Consider the following 19,430-nt stretch of genomic DNA (forward strand, 5'->3'; position numbering starts at 1 on the left):
CCAGCCTTGAATGCCGGCATGACGGCCCCACCTTGCGGAAAGCGGCGGAATAAATAGGGAGGTCGCAAGGATGCGTGCTCGGGGATTGTCGATCGCCGTGATGGCCTGCGCCCTGCTGTCGGCAACAATTTCGCGCGCCGAACCGGCGCAAACTATCAAGACGCAGAAGGTGGCCGTCAAGGTCGAGACGATAGCCACGGGGCTCGAGCACCCCTGGGCGGCCGAGATGCTGCCGGACGGCGCCTATCTCGTTACCGAGCGCCCTGGCCGCATGCGGCTTGTCCGCGACGGCAAGGTCTCCGCTCCAATCGTCGGAGTGCCGGAGGTCTATGCGCGCGGACAAGGCGGGCTGCTGGACGTGGCGCTGGACCCGAAATTCTCGAGCAACCGCACCCTTTACTTCACCGCCTCGGTGGCAGGCGATGGCGGAAGCGGCACGGCCGTCTTCCGCGCCGGACTGTCCCGGGACGAAAAGCAGCTGACCGACGTGAAGCGCATCTTCCTCATGAACAAGCTGTCGCGCGGCAACATCCAATATGGCTCGCGCATCGCCATCGCCCGAGATGGCAGCCTCTTCGTCAGCCTCGGCGATCGCGGCCAGCAGGACCGCGCCCAGGATTTCCACGACGATGCCGGCTCCATCATCCACATTAAGGCCGATGGAAGCATCCCCGCCGACAATCCGTTCAAGGATGGCAAGCACGCGCTTGCCGAAATCTGGTCGAAGGGCCACCGCAATCCGCAGGGCATCACGTTCGACAGCGAAACGAACAGGCTCTATACCGCCGAGCACGGCGCTAAGGGCGGCGACGAGATCAATACGCCTGAAGCCGGCAAGAACTACGGCTGGCCCGTTATCTCCTACGGCGTCAACTACAACGGCACCAAGATCGGTATCGGCACGGCAAAGCCGGGCATGGAGCAACCTCGCTTCTATTGGGATCCTTCGATCGCCCCCGGCGCCATCGCCGTCTATCGCGGCGAGATGTTTCCCGAATGGAACGGCGACCTCCTGGTTACCGCGCTGAAGTTTCAGCTGCTCTCCCGGCTGAGCCAGGAAGGCAAAGGCAAGATCACCGAACAGGAGCGCATGTTTGACGGCGAATTCGGCCGCATGCGCGATATCACGGTTGCGCCCGACGGCGCGCTGCTGATCACGACCGATGAAGACGACGGCGCCCTTCTTCGGGTTTCAAGGGCCGCGAGCTAGTGGCCGTTGGGGCGCCGCTTGTGGCGCCTTTCGCCCTTGCCCGGCGCAAAAGCAACTGCTAACGGTCGCCTCACTCCTTTCTCCCCTCCCGCAGGATGCAGATGTCTCGCATACAGGCGAATTTGTTGTTGTTGGTTGCCGCCGCGATCTGGGGCGGTGGCTTCGTTGCGCAATCGACTGCAATGAAATCGATCGGCCCCTTCTGGTTCATCGGCCTGCGGTTTGCCGTGGCCACCATGGTCGTGCTGCCCTTCGTGTGGCTGGAAAAGAAAAAGGCCCGAAAGCCGCTGACATCACGCAACTGGCTCGTCTTCCTGCTGATCGGTCTTAGCCTTTTTGGGGGAGCCGCAACGCAGCAGCTGGGTCTTTTGACGACGACGGTAACGAATTCCAGTTTCATAACCGGCCTCTACGTGGTGTTCGTGCCGCTGATTGCCGTCATCTTCCTGCGCCGCTCGCCGCATTGGATCATCTGGCCCGCCGCGCTGATGGCGCTCTGCGGCATCTATCTGCTGTCGGGCGGCTCCTTCTCGCGCCTGACGACCGGCGATTTCCTGACCGTAATCTGCGCGCTGTTCTGGGCGGCGCAAATTACCCTTGCAGGCACCGCCGTCAACGAAACCGGCCGGCCGCTTGGCATTTCCGCCACGCAATTCGCCGTCTGTGCCGTGCTTGCCCTGGGCGTTGCTGCAACCATCGAGCCGATCAGCCTTGCCGATATCCGCGCGGCGCTCGGCGAGATCCTCTATGTCGGCGTCTTTTCGTCCGGGCTGGCTTTCGCGCTGCAGGTCATCGGCCAGCGCTACACGACCGCCCCGCAGGCGGCGATCTTCCTTTCCTCGGAAGCATTGTTTGGAGCGTCGCTTGGCGCCTTGTTGCTGGGCGAGACCATAGGCCCGCTCGGCTATGTCGGTTGCGCCCTGATGTTTGTCGCCATGCTTGCCGTCGAACTGGTGCCGGAATTGACCCGCCGCCGCGGTGCTGCAGCCTAAAAAAGCCCCGAAACGCGCACTTTTGGCGACCTGGCGCACGGTTCGCCGAAATTTTTCCGCGCGATCAAAAATGGACGCTCGCGCCGGCTGATTTGGCAAAATTACGCTCAAACTATATCGCGAACGATGCAAAAACCTTAGAAACCTGTTTCAAAGTGGGAAAATTTGCGAATCGCTTTAACACAGTAGCGTTACGGCATTGTGCTGGAGCCGACGCGTTAAAAAACTTTTGCTTGCCAATTTCCCATAAACACAGCACTCTCAGGGGTGTTCGGGCATTTTTAGAGCATGGGAAGTCCTAATAGAATTGCGCGCCGGGAACGCTAATATTCCGGTCAGCTTGATTGCGAAGCGGGGTGGCAAACATCGCATCGAGATCATGCCGAGGTATAGGGGACCTTTTCCTTCAAATTCCGAGAACTGCCTGTAAGCGCCCGCAAGGGCAACACAAGTAATGCTGCCCGTGTGGATGGTGGGCAGAGAGAAAAGGACCTGAGGCATGGCCGAGACTGGCACTGTAAAGTTTTTCAATACCGATAAGGGCTTTGGTTTCATTAAACCGGACAAGGGTGGAGCTGACATCTTTGTGCACATTTCTGCAGTTCAGGCTTCTGGTCTGGCAGGATTGTCGGAAAACCAGAAGGTAAGCTTCGACACGGAACCGGATCGCCGCGGCAAAGGGCCGAAGGCTGTCAATCTGCAGATTGCCGGCTGAAACGCCTTACGGCTATCAAATTCGAGTTGAAGCCCGGCAGCGATGCCGGGTTTTGTCATTCAGTCTGTATTCACTTTGCCGCCGGTAGTCTGCATCTCATCAAAGAGCGGGAGGAACAGTTGTCCCGCTCCCGTTAGAGGATAGGCTAATGACCATACTCGGCAAAACGCTCGTCATGTCCGCCGTGACCGCGGCATTGACGCTGACCTCCATGAGCGCCGCCTCCGCAGACGAATATTGGCGTCATCGCGACCGCGATGGCTGGGCGATCGGCGCTGCCGGGCTCGCCACCGGCCTGATCGTCGGCTCGGCGATTGCCAGCCAGCCGCGTTACGTCGAGCCGGCGCCGGTCTATGTCGATCCCGACTACGATGCGCCTCCCCCGCCCTACTACTATCGCCCGCCGCCGCGCCGCGTCTATGTCGAGCGGGATGCCAGCTACTATGCACCGCCGCCGGTATCGGGCCTGCGCCCCTGGTCGTCCGCCTGGATGCGCTATTGCTACGACCGCTACAGAAGCTTCGATGGCCGCTCCGGCACCTTTGTCGGTTATGACGGAATGCGCCATTTCTGTACGGCCGACTGATTTACGGGCAGTTGCTCACAGCATGACACGAGGAACCGAAGCGCCGCTTTCGAGCGGCGCTTTCTTTATAATCCGCGCAAGAAGGGGTTGGTTCGACGCTCGTCGCCGATCCGGCTGCCCGGTCCATGCCCGCAGATGAAGCCGACGTCGTCACCGAGCGGGAAGACCTTGTCGCGGATCGAGTTCAGCAGCTGCTGATGATTGCCGCCCGGCAGATCCGTTCTCCCGATCGAGCCGTTGAACAGCACGTCGCCGAGATGAGCGAAACCCTGCTTGCGGTTGAAATAGATGACATGACCCGGCGCATGTCCGGGGCAATGGAAAACCTCGAACTCGTGCTCGCCGAAGGAAACCTTGTCGCCCTCCGTCAGGAACCGGTCCGGCACGACATTGCGCACGCCGCTGATGTTGAACATCTTGCCCTTGGCCTCGATATCCTCGAGCAGGAAGCGATCGTCCTCATGCGGGCCGATCACCTCTATGCCGAGCGCCTCGCGAACCTCATCGGCACCGCCGGCATGATCGATATGGCCATGTGTCAGCCAGATGGCTTTCAGGGTAATGCCGTTTTCGCGCACCGTTTGAAGGATCACATCGACATCGCCGCCCGGATCGACCACGACACCCTCCTTCGTCTCCGGATCGAACAGGATGGTGCAATTCTGTTCGAAAGGGGTCACCGGAATGATGCCGGCCTGGAGCATGCCCATGAAGCGCCTCGTCTGTTTGATCTTCGTGCTGCCGGTATAGCCGCAAACTTCCGGCAAAACAGCCCCTGCCGGCTTCAAACTGGCGCGAGCGCCAGCAGCCGTTTCTTGATGCCCTATAAAATATGTAGTTATTTCATATGATTAGCTTCCATTGAGCAAACCGGCAATGCTGTCCGGCGATGCCAGTCGGAACACTGAAGCACCCGACGCGTTGAGGTTACGTCTTTAAAGGCCAGAAGGAGAAAACCAATGTCCTTGAAGAGAAATCTGCTGCTGGCTGGTGTCATCCTCGCCGGCAGCGCGGGCCTGGCTCAGGCCGACATGTCCGCAACCACCGCCACCGACATCGAGGTTCGCTCGGGCCCCGGCGCGGAATTTCCGACGGTCGGCGTCGCGACGCGTGGCTCGGAGGCAACCCTGGATGGCTGCATCGAAGGCAGCCGCTGGTGCCGTGTCGATGTCAACGGCATGCGCGGCTGGGTCTATGCGCAATATCTCAGCGTCGAGCAGAATGGCGCATCGGTCGTCGTTCAGGATCATCGCGACGATCTCGGCGTTCCCACCGTCACCTATGAACAGACCGACCCGCTCAAGACCGGCAGCGTTCAGGCCCCACAGCCCGGCCCGAACGACCAGTTGCTGGGATCGGTCGATCAGAACGGCAACGATGTCGTCGCAATCACGCCACCGGAAGAAATCCGAACCTATATCGACGACAATCCGGTCGATGCGGTCCAGCTGAACGGCGATGTGGCTGTCGGCGCCGAGGTTCCGCAAAGCGTGGAGGTACACCGCATTCCGGACTATCAGTACAGCTATGTCGAAGTGAACCATCAACCCGTGCTGGTCGATCCGGGAACGCGCCGCATCGTCTACGTCTATCGCTGATTCGCCCGAGAACCGAGAAAAGTGGCAAAATTCGCGTGCGGCCGCCCGGCCGCGTGCCCCCATGCTGGATTTCCCCCGGAATTTTCGCTGAATTCTCCCGTTGGAGTTGCCCTTCTATTTCCAGCGCTCCACGCATGATGTAATCCTAGTACCACTAAGGATTATCGCCGCTCCCAGGCCGCAATCCGGGGCGCGACGAGAGGGGATCCGGAAGCATCTTCCGGAGCAATGGGAGAAGGGTAGTCATGGAAAGTCTAGGGCCTATCATCACACAATTGATAGCCGGCGCGATCGGTGGCAACGCCACCAGCGCCGTTTTGAAGCAGGAGGGGATCAACCTCGTCGCCAGAACGATCGCCGGTGCGATTGGCGGCCTCGGCGGCGGCCTGATCCTCAATCTGATCGGCAGCGAGGCTCTGACCGGCCTCGTCGCGCAAGGCATATCCTCGCTGATCGCGGGTGGCGTGCTTTCGGCAATCGTCGGCGCGGTTCTCGGCCGCAAGTCGTAAATTTTCTAAGCCCTGCAAGCCGGGCGGAGCAACACGCCCTGCTTGCGCGGTTTCGATGCAAAATCTTGTTTGGCAATCGCGATCCTAAGATCTGTTTGCCAGGCCGTGTCATATCGGCCTCTCAACATGAGAGAGGATGACGGGAAAGACAGGCAAACGCAGCTGTGCCGGTTTCGCCGCCTTCAAGCCGACACCATCAGGGCACGATCTCCTTCCGGGCGGGCCTCCCGGGATCGCCTCCACCTCGCAGCACAGGATTGATGATTGTTCCCCCCGCGCTCCATCCATGAGGTGCAGCAGAGGGAAATGCAGGATATGTTGGAGTTTTGCAGGGTTGCGCTTAAATCCTGTAATGCCATTGGAGCGGTCGGCATTGTGCGAACTTGATTGGCAACGTAAAAATGCGTCAATAAAGCTGACATATTTTTGCGTAAGTTTCCCGAATGCTCCAAAATAGGAAAGGAAATGCCAGGGTGCCACGACAGACGAGCCAGAATGCGGCAAAGACGGAGCTGCTGGAAACGCCGCTGCAGAATGCGGGGATCATTGATTTCGAGGTCATCGAGCTGCTTTTCTTCGCCTACCGCGACTTCGTTTCGGATCCGGACCAGATTCTCGTCAAGAGCGGCTTCGGGCGCGCTCATCATCGCGTCGTTCACTTCGTTAACCGCGAACCCGGCATGACGGTTGCGGACCTTCTGGAAACATTGCAGATCACCAAACAGAGTTTGGCGCGGGTCCTCAAACAATTGATCGATTCGGGTTATATTCGGCAGGTCGCAGGCCCGGAAGACCGACGACAACGGAAGCTTTACCCGACGCGGGCCGGCCGCGATCTGGCGCTGGCGCTGGCCGAGCCGCAATCGCGCCGCATTGAACGGGCATTCGAAGGCGCGTCGGAAGCGACCCGCGAAAGTGTGAAACGTTTCCTGAGGGGAATGCAGACCGAGAAGTGATGGCAGTTCAGGCCGGAAACCGGCGTGCTATGCGTCATCTCAATCTATGGGTAGGACAGGATCGAGACGGATCGAATGACGACAAAAACAGCAATCTCGGATGACGCCGCACATCTTCTGGTCGTGGACGACGATACCCGCATTCGCGCCCTTCTCAATCGTTACCTGATGGAAAAGGGATTCCGGGTAACGGCCGCCGCGGACGGCGCCGAGGCCCGCCGCAAGCTGGAAGGGCTCGACTTCGACCTCATCATCATGGACGTGATGATGCCCGGCGAATCCGGCATTTCGCTGACAGCGAGCCTGCGTGCGATCAAGAATATTCCGGTCATCATGCTGACCGCGCTTGCAGAGGCCGATTCCCGCATAGCCGGCCTCGAAGCCGGCGCGGACGATTATCTGCCGAAGCCCTTCGACCCGCGCGAGCTGGTGCTGCGCATCAACAACATCCTCCGGCGCAACGCCCCCGCCGATTCCCCGAAGATCGAACTTGTGATGTTCGGGCCCTACACGTTCTCGCTCACCCGCAAGGAACTCAAGAAGGCGGCGGAGCTCATCCGTCTCACCGATCGCGAACAGGAAATCATGCTGCTGTTCGCGAAGCGTGCCGGCGAGACGATCCCGCGTCACGAACTCATCGGCAACGATGCCGAGGTCGGCGAGCGCACGATCGACGTGCAGATCAATCGTCTGCGTCGCAAGATTGAAGACGATCCGGCCAACCCTATCTGGCTGCAGACGGTGCGTGGCATCGGCTACCGCCTTAGCATAGACTGAGATCGGCTCCGCGGGACCAGGTTATGGTGACATTCGATTCGATCAGGCGCGACCAGGATCACACGCCGTCCAGTGGATTGCGGTGGCTTTCGCGCTGGATGCGTCGCTACATATTGCCGACCGGCCTTTATGCGCGCTCGCTGCTGATCTTCATCCTGCCGATGATCATCCTGCAGGCGGTCGTCACCGTCGTCTTCATGGAGCGCCATTGGCAGATGGTGACGCAGCGGCTGTCGATGGCGACCACGCGCGACATCGCCGCCATCATCACCATCATCGAGACCTATCCGCAGGACGCCGATTATTCCGCGATCACCCAGATCGCGAGACAGAAGCTCGACCTCGCCATTTCGATCGAACCGGGAGGCGAACTGCCGCCGCCGCGCGAAAAGCCGTTCTTTTCGATCCTCGACGGCATCTTGAGCGATGAGATCCGCGATCAGATCAATCTGCCCTTCTGGATCGACACGGTCGGAAACTCCAGCCTGGTCGAAATCCGCGTCAAGCTGCCCGACAAGGTTCTGCGCGTCTTCGCCAAGCGCAGCCAGACCTATGCCTCCAACACCCACATCTTCATTCTATGGATGGTCGGCACCTCGCTGGTGTTGATCGGCATCGCCGTTCTGTTCCTGCGCGGCCAGATCCGCCCGATCCTGGCATTGGCCCGGGCTGCGGAAAGCTTCGGCAAGGGCCAAAGGCTGGAAAACTACTCGCCGCGCGGGGCCGATGAAGTACGCCGCGCCGGCCTGGCCTTCATCCTCATGCGCGAGCGCATCGAACGCCAGATGGAGCAGCGCACGGCAATGCTGTCCGGCGTCAGCCACGACCTGCGCACCGTCCTCACCCGCTTCAAGCTGCAGCTCGCCCTTGTCGGAGACAATCCCGATCTCGTCGGCCTCAGCGAGGATGTCGAGGACATGCAGAGCATGCTCGAGGGATACATGGCCTTCGCGCGCGGCGAAGCCGAGGAAGACGTCGGCCAGTTCAAGCTCAGCGATATCCTCGATAAGATCCAGCAGGACTTCACCCTGCATGGCAAATCCATGAGCTTCTCGATCGATGGCGACAATGAAATCTCCGTGCGCCCGAATGCCTTTACCCGTCTGGTGACCAACCTCGCCACCAATGCTCGCCGCTATGCCAAAACGCTCCGCATCGAGGCCAGGCACAGCGCCAAATGGCTGACGATCGTCTTTGACGACGATGGCCCCGGCATTCCCGTCGAAGCGCGGGAGGATGTCTTCAAACCGTTCTTCCGGCTGGATGAGGCTCGAAACCTCGACAAATCAGGCACCGGTCTCGGTCTCGCCATTGCCCGCGACATCGCGCGCAGCCATGGCGGCAACGTCACGCTCGGCGACAGCCCGCAAGGCGGACTGCGTGCCACCATCCGCATTCCGGCCTGAGGAGACATCGAATGCCGATCGACATCGATGGCATGCATTGGCTGAACGCGCCGCCGATGTGGGAGGTAAACCAGGGTCGGCTGTTCGTCCGATCCGGCAGCAAGACCGATTTCTGGCAAGAAACCTATTATGGCTTCCATCGCGACGACGGGCACTTTCTCGGAATGCCGCGTCGTGGCGATTTCACCGCCGAAGTGAGCTTCATCGGGCACTATCGCGAGCTATATGACCAGGCCGGACTGATGGTCCGGCATGACGCCCGGCACTGGATGAAATGCGGGATCGAATATACCGACGGCGCCAGGCATTTCAGCGTCGTCGTCACCAACGGCAATTCCGACTGGTCGGCCTTCCGGCTGGATCACGAGTTCGACGCCATGTCGGCGCGGGTGACGCGCAACGGCGACGCCCTCTTCGTCCAGTACCGCACCGACAGGATGGACGGGTGGCGCATGGCAAGGCTTGCCTGGTTCGATCCCGCGCTGGAGGAAGTGTCGGTCGGCCCGGCTTTCTGCTCGCCGCAGCGGGAAGGCTTCGAGGCGGAATTCCTCGATTTCAGCCTGACCGACCCGGTATCGAGGGATATTCACTGAGCCACGTCCCTTGCCGTCACGCAAGGGACATCCCGCTCACATCAGCTTCTTGCCGTTCGGCACTGGCTGAGTCACCGCGGCAAGCACGATTGCACCCGTTTCGTCTTCGAAACCAAGGGTCAGCACCTCGGAGCGCACCGGTCCTATCTGCCGCGGCGGAAAATTGACCACCGCGAGGACCTGCCGACCGACAAGAGTTTCCGGCGTGTAGTGCACGGTGATCTGCGCGGAGGAACGCTTGATGCCGATCTCCGGCCCGAAATCGATCCGCAGCTTGTAGGCAGGCTTGCGCGCTTCCGGAAAAGTCTCCGCTTCGATGATCGTTCCGACGCGGATATCAACCCGCTCGAAATCGCCATAGGTGATCTCTTCCGTCATGTCCTGCCCTTTATGGAAAACTCAGCCGGCCAGTTCCTGCGCCCGCTTGCGCGCCGCCTCGATAGCCGCGTCGAACAGAGGCTGCATGCCATCCTCCGCCATCAGGACGCCTAGCGCCGCAGCGGTCGTTCCGCCGGGAGACGTCACGTTCTGACGCAGCCGCGAAGCGTCGTCGGGAGACTGGTGCAGCAACTCACCAGCCCCCGCGACGGTTTCCCGCGCGAGCCGCATGGCGAGGTCCGCCTGCAGGCCAAGCTTCCGGCCCGCCTCCGCCATGCATTCGACGAGATAGAAAACATAGGCAGGCCCGCTGCCCGAAACCGCAGTCACCGAGTCGATGTCGGCTTCGCCCGGCACCCATTCGACCGGGCCGGAGACTTTCAGCAGGTTCTGAACCAGTTGCCGCTGACGTTCGCTCACCCTCGCATTTGCGAAGGCGCCCGTGACGCCGCGCCCGACCATGGCGGGCGTGTTCGGCATGGCGCGCACCATCGCCGACTCTCCCAGATGCTGTTCCAGCGAGGACAGCGTCTTGCCGGCGGCGATGGAGACGGTGACCGTCCCCTCGCCCACGGCGGACTTGAGCGGCGGCAGAACCGCATCGATAAGCTGGGGCTTGACGGCGATGAAAAGCACGCCCGCCGTCAAGCCGGCAGGAACTTCGGTGACATGGCGCGCACCCGCATCCGCAATCATTTTCCGCATCGGCTCAGCGGGATTGGGATCGACGACGATGACCGACGAGCCAGGCACGCCGTTCTTCAGCCATCCTGTCAGCAATGCACCACCCATGTTGCCCGCGCCGATCAGCAGGATCGGCCCGGAGGATGCAAATGCATTGGCGGATTGTTCACCAGTCATGATTACGCTTCACCCACCGTTTCGAAAAGGACGGCTTCCATGGCGCGGTTCGCATCGAGCCCCGACCACACAACGAATTGGAAAGCCTGATAATAAGCCTCGCACGTATCGAGCGCGTTGGAAAGCAGCACCTCCACCTGCCGGTTGGTGGGCTCCGCCCCTCCGGACAGCAGCAGCGACTGCCGGAAGATGACGATATCCTCCTGGCGCCACAGATCGAAATGGCCCATCAGCACCTGCCCGTTGATGCAGGACAGGAGCTTGATCACCTCGTTGACGCGCGGATCCGGAACCTTGACATCGAACGCGCAGGCTATGTGCAGTGCCTCGAACTCTTCCATCCAGGAGAACGAGACATGATAGTCGGTCCATCGCCCTTCGACGGTCATGGCGAGCTCATCCTCGCCGGACCGTTCGAACGACCAGTCGTTGTTGGCAGCAACGAATTCGATCATGTCGACCGGATTCGATTGTCGTTCGGCTTCAATTTCCATAAGGCTCATGCAGCACCTTCTTGACCGGATCGGTTGCAGCTTTCCCGTGACTCAACACTGAAAGAACGCAAACAGCTTTACTCCGGAAACATCCTCGGGATGATGTTGAACGGCTGCCAGACTAACGCTTCCACCATGCCCGGGGCTTACCAAGTCCGTTTCGAATCATCATTTAAAATCAGTGTATAATGGCATGCCCGGCATGCCAGCCCCTGAGCGGCGATTTTGGAAAAGGCGCTGTGGAAAGCTCTTCTGACGCCTATTCAGAAGGGAGTCATAACCGACTCTGGCGATTGGCTTTTTTGCCTATGTCCACAGGTGCGGAAGCAGGCGGAAATTTTCAGAGGAAAAGGTGCGGCGAGCAGGCGCCGCACAGGTCCGCAGGCGGAAAATGCGTTTATTCGCCCTTGGCGGCGAGCTTGGCTTCGAGCGCTTCGATTCTCGCAAGCAACGCGTCGTTTTCGTCACGCGCCTTGATCGCCATTTCGCGAACGGCCTCGAATTCCTCGCGCTTGACGATATCCAGGCTGTTCAGCCAGCGCTCGGCATGGGCATTGAAAGCCGTCTCTATCTCGCGACGCACGCCCTGGGCAGCACCGGCGGCATCGGTCATCAGCTTGGCGAACTCATCCAGGATTCGGTTCGGTCCAGTGCTCATAGCAATCTCCTTGCGGCCGTCGGCCCTGAACGGTCAGGCATCGATATGGGCCAGATAGTGCTGAGGTAGGATTTCCAAGGGGCCGATGCAAGCAAATTGAGATCGAGATAGGCCGGGACAACGCGGCCCCGGACAACGGAGAGAGCAACAAACGACTTGACCGTTTCGATGACGAACGCCATGTTCCGCGCACATTTGGATATAGCATGCCTTTATCCCGAAAACGCGCGTCACGTTCGGGATCCATGCTGCAACGGGCCCGACCATCTTGCTGACATCCGCCAATCTCGCCGCCATTCTGCCGTTTCCGGATATCGATCCGATCGCCGTTTCCGTCGGCCCGCTCTCGATCCATTGGTATGGGCTTGCCTATGTGGCGGGCATTCTGCTCGGCTGGTTCTATGCCAGGCGGCTGGTCGACAATGGCAGGCTCTGGCTGAACGATACCGCTCCGATGACGCGCCAGCATCTGGACGACTTCATCCTGTGGGTCGCCTTCGGCATCGTTCTGGGCGGGCGCATCGGCTATATCCTCTTCTACGATCTCGATCCGGTACTCGCCAATCCGATCCGCGCCATCGAGGTCTGGAACGGCGGCATGTCCTTCCATGGCGGATTGATCGGCACGACCATCGCCATGATCCTGTTCGCAAGACGCAACAAGATCCCGGCATGGAGCCTGTTCGATATCGTTGCCGCCGTTGCGCCGATCGGGCTCTTCTTCGGCCGCATCGCCAATTTCATCAACGGCGAGCTCTGGGGCCGGGTAACGGATGTCCCCTGGGCGATGGTCTTCTGCAGTCCGCATGTGGTCGCCGCCCATAACGGCGTCTGCCCTGCCGGCCCCGATCCGCGCCACCCGAGCCAGCTCTACGAGGCCGGTATCGAAGGCATCGTTCTGTTCTTTGTTCTCTTTGCCCTCACCCGTTGGGCGTTCGCCTTGAAGAAACCGGGCACAGTCAGCGGTATTTTTGTCATCGGCTATGCCTTCTCGCGTATTTTTGTCGAATTCTTCCGTCAGCCTGACGAGCAGCTTGGCTATCTGCTTGGCACGGGCTGGCTGACGATGGGCATGGTGCTGTCGCTTCCGATGGTTGCCATCGGCCTTTGGGCGGTCATCCGTGCCCGGCAGGCGTCCGCCAGACAGACAGCTTGAGGTGGGGTTCAATATCGCGTGGTCTTTCCAAAAGACGCTCCCAGTTCGTCAGGATCACGCATTAGTGAAAGCAAAGAATGACAACGGCGCTCGGGGAAAAAATCAAAGCCATCATCCGTACAAACGGACCATTGAGCATAACGGACTATTTTTCGCTGTGTCTCGCCGATCCGGTGCATGGCTATTACAAGACGCGTGAGCCCTTCGGCCAGTCCGGAGATTTCGTCACCGCACCGGAAATCAGCCAGCTTTTCGGCGAGATGATCGGCGTTTTCTTGGTGCATGCCTGGCAGCGGCATGGAACGCCGGCCGATGTGCGCCTCGTCGAGATCGGCCCCGGCCGCGGCACGATGATGTCGGACATGCTGCGCGTCATCGGCAAGCTGGCGCCGCCGCTCTATGATGCCGTGACGGTGCATCTCGTCGAAACGAGCGAACGGCTGCAGGGCTTCCAGCGTCAGACCCTCGAAGCATATGGCGCAAAGGTCTCCTGGCATACGGATTTTGCCGAAGTGCCTGCCGGCTTTACCCTGCTTGCCGCCAACGAGCTCTTCGATGCCATTCCCATCCGCCAGTTCGTTCGCACCACCAATGGGTTCCGCGAGCGCGCGGTCGGCCTCGACGTCAATGACGAGCTGACCTTCACGACGGGCGTCGCCAGCCTCGACCCGGCGCTTCTCCCCGAGGGCGGGCTACCGCCGATCGGCACGATTTTCGAGATCGCCCCTGCCCGCCAGGCCGTCATGACGACGATCTGCGACAGGCTGGCAGCCCACGGCGGCACGGCGCTTGCCATCGACTACGGTCACATGGCGACAAGCTTCGGCGACACGCTGCAAGCCGTGCGCATGCACGAATACGACCCGCCGCTGGAGCATCCCGGCGAGGCCGACCTCACGAGCCACGTCGATTTCCAGCATCTGGCCCAAACCGCGCTTGCCTCCGGCATGCATATCAACGGCTGCTGTCACCAGGGCGATTTCCTTGTCGGGCTCGGCCTGCTGGAGCGCGCGGCGGCCCTCGGCCGGGATCAGGATGCGGCGGCTCAAGAAAGTATTCGCGTTGCCGTGGAAAGGCTTGCAGGCGCCGGTGAAGGCAAGATGGGAGAGCTCTTCAAGGTGTTGGCAATCTCGAGCCCGGCGATCGACCTCCTGCCCTTTCGCCCTGTCGGCTGAAGACTGACCGCCGATCCTGCGGATTGACAGTGCGCGTCGGGCTGGGCCAACATCCCGGCTCGATCGAACTGCTTCGCCGCTGCTGCGTTATTCATCGCACGACAGGCCAACCAAGATATCAAGGGATACTTTCGTTGCCGACACCACTTGCAAGCACGCTGCTGAGCGCCGCCGAGGCTGCCGGCATTCGCCACGGTTACTTCACCCGCGCCGGCGGCGTTTCGGAAGGTCTCTATCGCGGCTTGAACGTCGGCCTCGGCTCGAATGACGATCGCGAGCATGTGCAGGAAAACCGCCGCCGCGTTGCCGGCTGGTTCGGCTTGCCCGTGGAACAGCTTGCGACCGTGCACCAGATCCATTCGCCCGATGTCGTGACCATCGGCGCGCAGTATGACGGCAGCCGGCCACAGGCCGATGCAATGGTAACCGCGACGCCGGGCCTCGCCCTTGGCGTGCTCGCCGCCGATTGCGGCCCCATCCTCTTCGCCGATCCGGAGAATCGGGTCATCGGTGCCGCCCATGCCGGCTGGAAGGGCGCCCTGACCGGCGTGCTGGAAAACACGATCGATGCGATGGTGGCGCTTGGCGCAAGACGTGAGGCCATCATCGCCTGCCTCGGCCCCTCGATCAGCCAGGCAAGCTATGAGGTCGGCCCCGAATTCGTCGAGCGCTTTCTCGCCCACGATCCCGGCTACGCCGCGTATTTCGCCCCGTCCGAGCGGACCGGCCACGCCATGTTCGATCTGCCGGCCCTGACTGTCGACCGCCTCCGCAAGGCAGGCGTCGCGGCCGAGAGCCTGAACCTCTGCACCTATCCGGACCCGGAGCGTTTCTTCTCCTACCGCCGCACGACGCATGCGAAGGAGCCGGACTACGGACGGCAGATTTCCGCCATCGCCATCGGGGAGGCAGCTTGATATGGCCCTGCATTTCGAACGCAGCGAATTCGATGCGCGGCTGGCCCGGCTGCTGGCGAGAATGCAGGAGGAAAAGCTCGATGCCATGCTGCTCTTCGCGCAGGAGAGCATGTATTGGCTGACCGGCTACGATACGTTCGGCTATTGCTTTTTCCAGACGCTGGTCGTCAAGGCCGACGGGTCTCTGACGCTTCTGACGCGCTCGGCCGACCTTCGCCAGGCGCAGCTAACATCGGTCGTGACGGATATCCGTATCTGGGTCGATCGCGTCAACGCCGACCCGACTCTCGATCTCAAGGACCTTCTGTCCGATCTCGACCTTCTCGGCGCCCGCATCGGCGTCGAATACGACACCCATGGCATGACCGGCCGCATCGCCCGCCTGCTGGACCACCAACTTGCGAGTTTCGGCCAGATCGTCGATGCGTCCTACCTTGTCAGCCGCCTGCGCCTGACCAAGAGCCCCGCCGAAATCTCCCATGTCGAACGCGCCGCCGCCTTGGCCGACGACGCCCTGGACGCCGCGCTGTCCCTGGTCAAACCCGGCGCCGATGAGGCCGATATCCTCGCCGCCATGCAAGGCGCCGTCTTTTCCGGCGGCGGCGACTATCCCGCCAACGAATTCATCATCGGCTCGGGTGCGGAAGCGCTTCTCTGCCGCTACAAGTCCGGCCGCCGCCAGCTCGATGCCGACGATCAATTGACGCTCGAATGGGCAGGCGTCGACGCTCGCTATCATGCCGCCATGATGCGTACGGTCGTCGTCGGAAATCCGAGCCATCGTCATCGCGAGCTCTACAGCGCCTGCCTGGAAACCCTGCAGGCGATCGAAACGATCCTGATGCCGGGGCACACCTTTGGCGACATCTTCGACATGCATGCCAGGATCATGGACGAGCGCGGCCTTGCCCGGCACCGCCTGAACGCCTGCGGCTACTCGCTCGGCGCCCGCTTCTCGCCCTCCTGGATGGAGCACGAGATGTTTCATATGGGCAATCCGCAGGAGATTCAGGAGAACATGTCGCTCTTCGTGCACATGATCATCATGGATTCCGACAGCGGCACCGCCATGACCCTCGGCCAGACCTATCTGACGACATCACAGGCTCCGAAAGCCCTCTCCCGCCACCCTCTCGAATTTCTTAACCGTTAGGGGCGTAAGATGCCGATCCTGGACGGTGAGACCGTCGGGAGAAAGGATCGCGTCAATGGGAGTGGTCAGGATAACGTTGACTGTCGCCGGCTTTTGCCTCGCGCTCTCCGCCTGCAATACCACGGACGCCCTTACGCCACCGGAAGCCATCGGCGACGCCGGCTCCAGCCCCGTCACGCAAGGCGATGTAGAGCGCATGGCAGCCGCGCCCCAACGCCGCCAGGTGTATCAGGACACGCAGGACAGCTACGGCTATCAGCAGCAGACCTCCCAGCAGGCATACCAGCAGCAAGGCTACGGCGGGACCGGCACGCTCGATGAACAGGCATCCGCGCTGAGATCGAACGGCACCAATCCCTACGCCTCCCGCCCGCTCGACAATTCCCGCACCGCGTCCATCGCTCCGGCCAACGATCAGGTTTCCGAGGCCGACGAGCAGAGCGAGGCCGATCGCCGTCTGTCGGACGATCCGCAACCACAGCAGCAGCAACAGCAACAACAGGCGGATGACGACCAGCAGCCCGAACAGCAGCAGGCCTCGCTGCCGCCCGCGGCGTCAGCCGGCGGCAACAGCATCCGCTTCCTGCCGATCATCGGCGCTCCCGTCGAAGCCGTCACGCCGCTGTCGCGCCAGCTCGGCTCGGATGCCCGCTCGCTTGGCCTGACGATCAAAAGCTCGAGCGATTCCAGCGCCGCCTATATCCTCAAGGGCTATCTTTCCGCCTTCCAGGACGGCCCGCAGATTTCCGTGACCTATGTCTGGGACGTGCTTGACGGCAACGGCAACCGCGTCCATCGGATACAAGGCTCCGAAAGCTCGCCGCTGAAACGCGGCGACCCGTGGTCGGCCGTTCCTCCGGCCGTCATGCAGAAAATCGCCACCAAAACCATGTCGGAATTCAATTCCTGGCGCGAATCCAACGGTGGATAGCCACAAGCTTTTCAGAAATATGAAAGCGAACACGCCTCTACCCCTTGCATTCGAGAGCGAGGCGGTTAAAAGCGCGGCTATCAGGTTGGTAACAGGCGGGCCAAAATGAAGATTTTCGCAGGCAATTCGAACCGGCACCTCGCCGAAGCGATCTGCAACTATCTCAATCTTCCTTTGGGTAAGGCGAGTGTCCGACGTTTCGCGGACCAGGAAATCTTTGTTGAGATCCAGGAAAACGTGCGCGGCGAGGACGTATTTGTCGTTCAGCCGACGTCGTTTCCGGCCAATGACCATCTCATGGAACTGTTGATCATGGTCGATGCGATGCGGCGCTCCTCGGCGCGGCGCATCACGGCTGTCCTTCCCTATTTCGGCTATGCCCGTCAGGACCGCAAAGCCGGCCCGCGCACGCCGATCTCGGCGAAGCTCGTGGCAAACCTCATCACCGAGGCCGGAGCGGATCGCGTGCTGACGCTTGATCTGCACGCCGGCCAGATCCAGGGCTTCTTCGATATCCCTACCGACAATCTCTACGCCCTGCCGATCCTGACGCGCGACATCATGGCGAACTACGATATCCGCAACGTCATGGTGGTTTCGCCGGACGTCGGTGGCGTCGTGCGTGCCCGCGCGCTGGCCAAACGTCTCGACTGTCTACTGGCGATCGTGGACAAGCGCCGTGATCGCCCCGGTGAGTCCGAAGTGATGAACATCATCGGCGATGTCACCGGCAAGGACTGCATCCTCATTGACGATATCGTCGATTCCGGCGGCACGCTCTGCAATGCCGCCGAGGCGCTCCTGAAGAATGGCGCGACGAGCGTAACGGCCTATATCACCCACGGCGTTCTGTCCGGTGGTGCGGTGACCCGCATTGCGAATTCGAAGCTGAAGGAACTGGTCATCACCGATTCCATCCAGCCGACGACGGCCGTGCAATCGGCGCCGAATATCCGCGTCATCACGACGGCAAGCCTCATCGGCGAAGCCATCAACCGCACCAGCCAGGAAGAATCGGTTTCCAGCCTGTTCGACTAGAGCAATCCCAGGAAAACTTCGCGGCGGTTTTCTATCCGGAATAGCGTAAGAACAAAGAGATCGAACAGCGTTTCAGAACGCCTTCGCTCCAGAGGGATGCGTCTGCTTCCATGCCAGCAAGCCGATCCCGATCAGCCCGGAGATGAAGACGGCCGCGCCCGATCCCATGATCGAAGGCCCGATGCCGAACCATGCAAACAGGCTCGGCGACATCAGGTAGGCAAGAAGCAGGCCAGTAAAGATCGCGCACATCAGCAGACGATAGACCTGCGCCAGACGATGCGGCTCGCTACGCGTCTGCATCAGATGCAGCATGGCGAGATTCTCGAAAGGACCGTTGATGGCCGCAAAGCACGCCACGGTCATCAGCCATATCCGGTCATGCATCAGCGGCAGCAGGAAAACCCCCGATCCGAAAATGAGTTTTGCCGCGATGATCCAGACCACCGGCCGGCGCGGCTTGACGCTGCTGAGAATGAGATTGGTCGTCAGGTTGCCGACGCCGTAAGCAGTCATCATCAGGCTGTAGTCGGTCAGCGGATCGGCGCTGGTCTCGCGCAGATGCAGGATCATTCCGAGCAGAATTCCCATCGCCCAGGCGATATTTCCCATCAAATTGGTAAACATGCCATAGAGGATCGCCGCATGCCCCCGCGCCGCGCGCCACCCACCGAGGACGCCGTCCACGACAGCCGCCATTCCGGAAAAATCGCGACGTCTCGGCGCAGAGGGGAGCTTTGCCACCGCCAGCCAGACGGCAAGCGCCGACAGCAGAAAAGTCGCTGCCGTGACGGTGAAGAACTGCGATTTCGGCAAGAGCCCGTTCACGAGTGCGATCAGGCTCGGCCCCAGGATGCGCGCCATGCGGCGGGTGGCATCGAACAGGCCGTTGGTCGCGTGCCGGACCTCCGGATCGACGGCGATCGTCGGGAGCGTCGCCTGCAGCGAGGGATCGAACGTCGATGTCAGCAATGCGATGCATCCCGCAAGCACCATCAGCAACGGCAAGCTCATCAGATGCAGAAGCCCGGCAAGCGAGAGTGTCAGCAACAGAGCCGCGCGCAGCAGATCGGCCATGATCATCGTTACGCTGTGGCGCCAGCGATCCGTAACAATGCCGCCGAAGAGGCTACCGAACAGCAGCGCTCCGGATTGCAAGGCGGAGACATACCCCGCATCGTTGCCGATGAAATCGGCCGCGATCCAGACGACTGCGACCATGTAGAATTCGGAGCCCGTCGCGGCCAGCACCTGGCCGGCCCATAGGAGAGAGATCGAGCGCTGGCCCAGCGGCTTCAGGACAAACATGGTCGCATTCTGGTTTCGG

22 protein-coding genes are annotated in these 19,430 nt (G+C 61.0%); 16 read left to right on the forward strand and 6 right to left on the reverse strand.

The features are described 5' to 3' along the window. Positions 1-100: 100 nt before the first annotated feature. From GR212_RS17635 to GR212_RS17650, 4 genes are all read left to right on the forward strand, one after another. Positions 101-1,210: a PQQ-dependent sugar dehydrogenase gene (locus GR212_RS17635; RefSeq protein WP_432444378.1), complete on the forward strand. Its 1,110-nt coding sequence runs from the start codon at positions 101-103 to the stop codon at positions 1,208-1,210. A 101-nt stretch (positions 1,211-1,311) separates the two neighbouring features. Further along, positions 1,312-2,202 carry a DMT family transporter gene (locus GR212_RS17640; RefSeq protein WP_163987877.1) on the forward strand — a complete coding sequence of 297 codons (891 nt, stop codon included), beginning with the start codon at positions 1,312-1,314 and terminating at the stop codon, positions 2,200-2,202. A gap of 499 nt (positions 2,203-2,701) precedes the next feature. Continuing rightward, positions 2,702-2,917: a cold-shock protein gene (locus GR212_RS17645; RefSeq protein ID WP_004116423.1), complete on the forward strand. Its 216-nt coding sequence runs from the start codon at positions 2,702-2,704 to the stop codon at positions 2,915-2,917. Between the two features lie 148 nt (positions 2,918-3,065). Continuing rightward, positions 3,066-3,503 (forward strand): BA14K family protein, encoded by a 438-nt coding sequence (locus GR212_RS17650; RefSeq protein WP_163987878.1) that lies wholly within the window; start codon positions 3,066-3,068, stop codon positions 3,501-3,503. Between the two features lie 65 nt (positions 3,504-3,568). On the opposite strand, the gene GR212_RS17655 is transcribed toward GR212_RS17650, so the two are convergent. Further along, entirely contained in the window at positions 3,569-4,213 is a 645-nt protein-coding gene (locus GR212_RS17655; protein WP_163987879.1) for an MBL fold metallo-hydrolase, read from the reverse strand. 249 nt (positions 4,214-4,462) lie between these two features. Here GR212_RS17655 and GR212_RS17660 point away from each other — a divergent pair, with 249 nt between their 5' ends. From GR212_RS17660 to GR212_RS17685, 6 genes are all read left to right on the forward strand, one after another. Next, positions 4,463-5,101: a DUF1236 domain-containing protein gene (locus tag GR212_RS17660; protein ID WP_163987880.1), complete on the forward strand. Its 639-nt coding sequence runs from the start codon at positions 4,463-4,465 to the stop codon at positions 5,099-5,101. A 245-nt stretch (positions 5,102-5,346) separates the two neighbouring features. Further along, the gene (locus GR212_RS17665) at positions 5,347-5,610 is read left to right on the forward strand and encodes a hypothetical protein (RefSeq protein WP_163987881.1); all 264 of its coding nucleotides are present in this window, start codon (positions 5,347-5,349) and stop codon (positions 5,608-5,610) included. 473 nt (positions 5,611-6,083) lie between these two features. Then, on the forward strand, positions 6,084-6,566 hold the full coding sequence (locus GR212_RS17670) for a MarR family transcriptional regulator (RefSeq protein ID WP_163987882.1): 483 nt from the start codon (positions 6,084-6,086) through the stop codon (positions 6,564-6,566). 75 nt (positions 6,567-6,641) lie between these two features. After that, positions 6,642-7,343, forward strand: a complete 702-nt coding sequence (locus tag GR212_RS17675; protein WP_112803826.1) for a response regulator — start codon at positions 6,642-6,644, stop codon at positions 7,341-7,343. A gap of 23 nt (positions 7,344-7,366) precedes the next feature. Further along, positions 7,367-8,749 carry an ATP-binding protein gene (locus GR212_RS17680; protein ID WP_163987883.1) on the forward strand — a complete coding sequence of 461 codons (1,383 nt, stop codon included), beginning with the start codon at positions 7,367-7,369 and terminating at the stop codon, positions 8,747-8,749. A gap of 11 nt (positions 8,750-8,760) precedes the next feature. Beyond that, the gene (locus GR212_RS17685) at positions 8,761-9,342 is read left to right on the forward strand and encodes a DUF1349 domain-containing protein (protein ID WP_163987884.1); all 582 of its coding nucleotides are present in this window, start codon (positions 8,761-8,763) and stop codon (positions 9,340-9,342) included. Between the two features lie 36 nt (positions 9,343-9,378). Here GR212_RS17685 and GR212_RS17690 read toward each other — a convergent pair whose 3' ends face one another. From GR212_RS17690 to GR212_RS17705, 4 genes are all read right to left on the reverse strand, one after another. After that, positions 9,379-9,720 (reverse strand): tRNA-binding protein, encoded by a 342-nt coding sequence (locus GR212_RS17690; RefSeq protein ID WP_163987885.1) that lies wholly within the window; start codon positions 9,718-9,720, stop codon positions 9,379-9,381. 21 nt (positions 9,721-9,741) lie between these two features. Then, positions 9,742-10,581: a pyrroline-5-carboxylate reductase gene (gene proC, locus GR212_RS17695; RefSeq protein ID WP_163987886.1), complete on the reverse strand. Its 840-nt coding sequence runs from the start codon at positions 10,579-10,581 to the stop codon at positions 9,742-9,744. A 2-nt stretch (positions 10,582-10,583) separates the two neighbouring features. Next, positions 10,584-11,084 carry a YbjN domain-containing protein gene (locus GR212_RS17700; protein ID WP_163987887.1) on the reverse strand — a complete coding sequence of 167 codons (501 nt, stop codon included), beginning with the start codon at positions 11,082-11,084 and terminating at the stop codon, positions 10,584-10,586. Positions 11,085-11,472: 388 nt separating this feature from the next. Further along, complete coding sequence (locus GR212_RS17705) at positions 11,473-11,733, reverse strand: accessory factor UbiK family protein (RefSeq protein WP_163987888.1); 261 nt, start codon at positions 11,731-11,733, stop codon at positions 11,473-11,475. 268 nt (positions 11,734-12,001) lie between these two features. Here GR212_RS17705 and lgt point away from each other — a divergent pair, with 268 nt between their 5' ends. From lgt to GR212_RS17735, 6 genes are all read left to right on the forward strand, one after another. Beyond that, positions 12,002-12,889 (forward strand): prolipoprotein diacylglyceryl transferase, encoded by an 888-nt coding sequence (lgt, locus tag GR212_RS17710; RefSeq protein ID WP_163987889.1) that lies wholly within the window; start codon positions 12,002-12,004, stop codon positions 12,887-12,889. A gap of 77 nt (positions 12,890-12,966) precedes the next feature. Continuing rightward, positions 12,967-14,064 (forward strand): class I SAM-dependent methyltransferase, encoded by a 1,098-nt coding sequence (locus tag GR212_RS17715; protein WP_163987890.1) that lies wholly within the window; start codon positions 12,967-12,969, stop codon positions 14,062-14,064. A gap of 134 nt (positions 14,065-14,198) precedes the next feature. Then, positions 14,199-14,981 (forward strand): peptidoglycan editing factor PgeF, encoded by a 783-nt coding sequence (pgeF, locus tag GR212_RS17720; RefSeq protein ID WP_163987891.1) that lies wholly within the window; start codon positions 14,199-14,201, stop codon positions 14,979-14,981. A 1-nt stretch (position 14,982) separates the two neighbouring features. Next, a complete protein-coding gene (locus tag GR212_RS17725) occupies positions 14,983-16,134 on the forward strand; it encodes a M24 family metallopeptidase (protein ID WP_163987892.1) in 1,152 nt (383 codons plus the stop codon). A 55-nt stretch (positions 16,135-16,189) separates the two neighbouring features. Next, positions 16,190-17,065, forward strand: coding sequence for a hypothetical protein (locus tag GR212_RS17730; protein ID WP_163987893.1), 876 nt, complete (start codon positions 16,190-16,192; stop codon positions 17,063-17,065). A gap of 105 nt (positions 17,066-17,170) precedes the next feature. Further along, positions 17,171-18,103, forward strand: coding sequence for a ribose-phosphate pyrophosphokinase (locus GR212_RS17735; RefSeq protein WP_163987894.1), 933 nt, complete (start codon positions 17,171-17,173; stop codon positions 18,101-18,103). A 72-nt stretch (positions 18,104-18,175) separates the two neighbouring features. On the opposite strand, the gene GR212_RS17740 is transcribed toward GR212_RS17735, so the two are convergent. Further along, the gene (locus GR212_RS17740) at positions 18,176-19,411 is read right to left on the reverse strand and encodes an MFS transporter (protein ID WP_163987895.1); all 1,236 of its coding nucleotides are present in this window, start codon (positions 19,409-19,411) and stop codon (positions 18,176-18,178) included. Positions 19,412-19,430 lie beyond the last annotated feature (19 nt).

Source organism: Martinezella lusitana (assembly GCF_010668395.1).
Taxonomy (GTDB): Bacteria; Pseudomonadota; Alphaproteobacteria; order Rhizobiales; family Rhizobiaceae; genus Rhizobium; species Rhizobium lusitanum_A.

Bases quoted from the DNA above. Each gene is read 5' to 3' on its own strand.
- GR212_RS17635 (WP_432444378.1), top strand. From the start codon at position 101: ATGGCCTGCGCCCTGCTGTCGGCAACAATTTCGCGCGCCGAACCGGCG.
- GR212_RS17640 (WP_163987877.1), top strand. From the start codon at position 1,312: ATGTCTCGCATACAGGCGAATTTGTTGTTGTTGGTTGCCGCCGCGATC.
- GR212_RS17645 (WP_004116423.1), top strand. From the start codon at position 2,702: ATGGCCGAGACTGGCACTGTAAAGTTTTTCAATACCGATAAGGGCTTT.
- GR212_RS17650 (WP_163987878.1), top strand. From the start codon at position 3,066: ATGACCATACTCGGCAAAACGCTCGTCATGTCCGCCGTGACCGCGGCA.
- GR212_RS17655 (WP_163987879.1), bottom strand. From the start codon at position 4,213: ATGGGCATGCTCCAGGCCGGCATCATTCCGGTGACCCCTTTCGAACAG.
- GR212_RS17660 (WP_163987880.1), top strand. From the start codon at position 4,463: ATGTCCTTGAAGAGAAATCTGCTGCTGGCTGGTGTCATCCTCGCCGGC.
- GR212_RS17665 (WP_163987881.1), top strand. From the start codon at position 5,347: ATGGAAAGTCTAGGGCCTATCATCACACAATTGATAGCCGGCGCGATC.
- GR212_RS17675 (WP_112803826.1), top strand. From the start codon at position 6,642: ATGACGACAAAAACAGCAATCTCGGATGACGCCGCACATCTTCTGGTC.
- GR212_RS17680 (WP_163987883.1), top strand. From the start codon at position 7,367: ATGGTGACATTCGATTCGATCAGGCGCGACCAGGATCACACGCCGTCC.
- GR212_RS17685 (WP_163987884.1), top strand. From the start codon at position 8,761: ATGCCGATCGACATCGATGGCATGCATTGGCTGAACGCGCCGCCGATG.
- GR212_RS17690 (WP_163987885.1), bottom strand. From the start codon at position 9,720: ATGACGGAAGAGATCACCTATGGCGATTTCGAGCGGGTTGATATCCGC.
- proC (WP_163987886.1), bottom strand. From the start codon at position 10,581: ATGACTGGTGAACAATCCGCCAATGCATTTGCATCCTCCGGGCCGATC.
- GR212_RS17700 (WP_163987887.1), bottom strand. From the start codon at position 11,084: ATGAGCCTTATGGAAATTGAAGCCGAACGACAATCGAATCCGGTCGAC.
- GR212_RS17705 (WP_163987888.1), bottom strand. From the start codon at position 11,733: ATGAGCACTGGACCGAACCGAATCCTGGATGAGTTCGCCAAGCTGATG.
- GR212_RS17715 (WP_163987890.1), top strand. From the start codon at position 12,967: ATGACAACGGCGCTCGGGGAAAAAATCAAAGCCATCATCCGTACAAAC.
- GR212_RS17725 (WP_163987892.1), top strand. From the start codon at position 14,983: ATGGCCCTGCATTTCGAACGCAGCGAATTCGATGCGCGGCTGGCCCGG.
- GR212_RS17730 (WP_163987893.1), top strand. From the start codon at position 16,190: ATGGGAGTGGTCAGGATAACGTTGACTGTCGCCGGCTTTTGCCTCGCG.
- GR212_RS17735 (WP_163987894.1), top strand. From the start codon at position 17,171: ATGAAGATTTTCGCAGGCAATTCGAACCGGCACCTCGCCGAAGCGATC.
- GR212_RS17740 (WP_163987895.1), bottom strand. From the start codon at position 19,411: ATGTTTGTCCTGAAGCCGCTGGGCCAGCGCTCGATCTCTCTCCTATGG.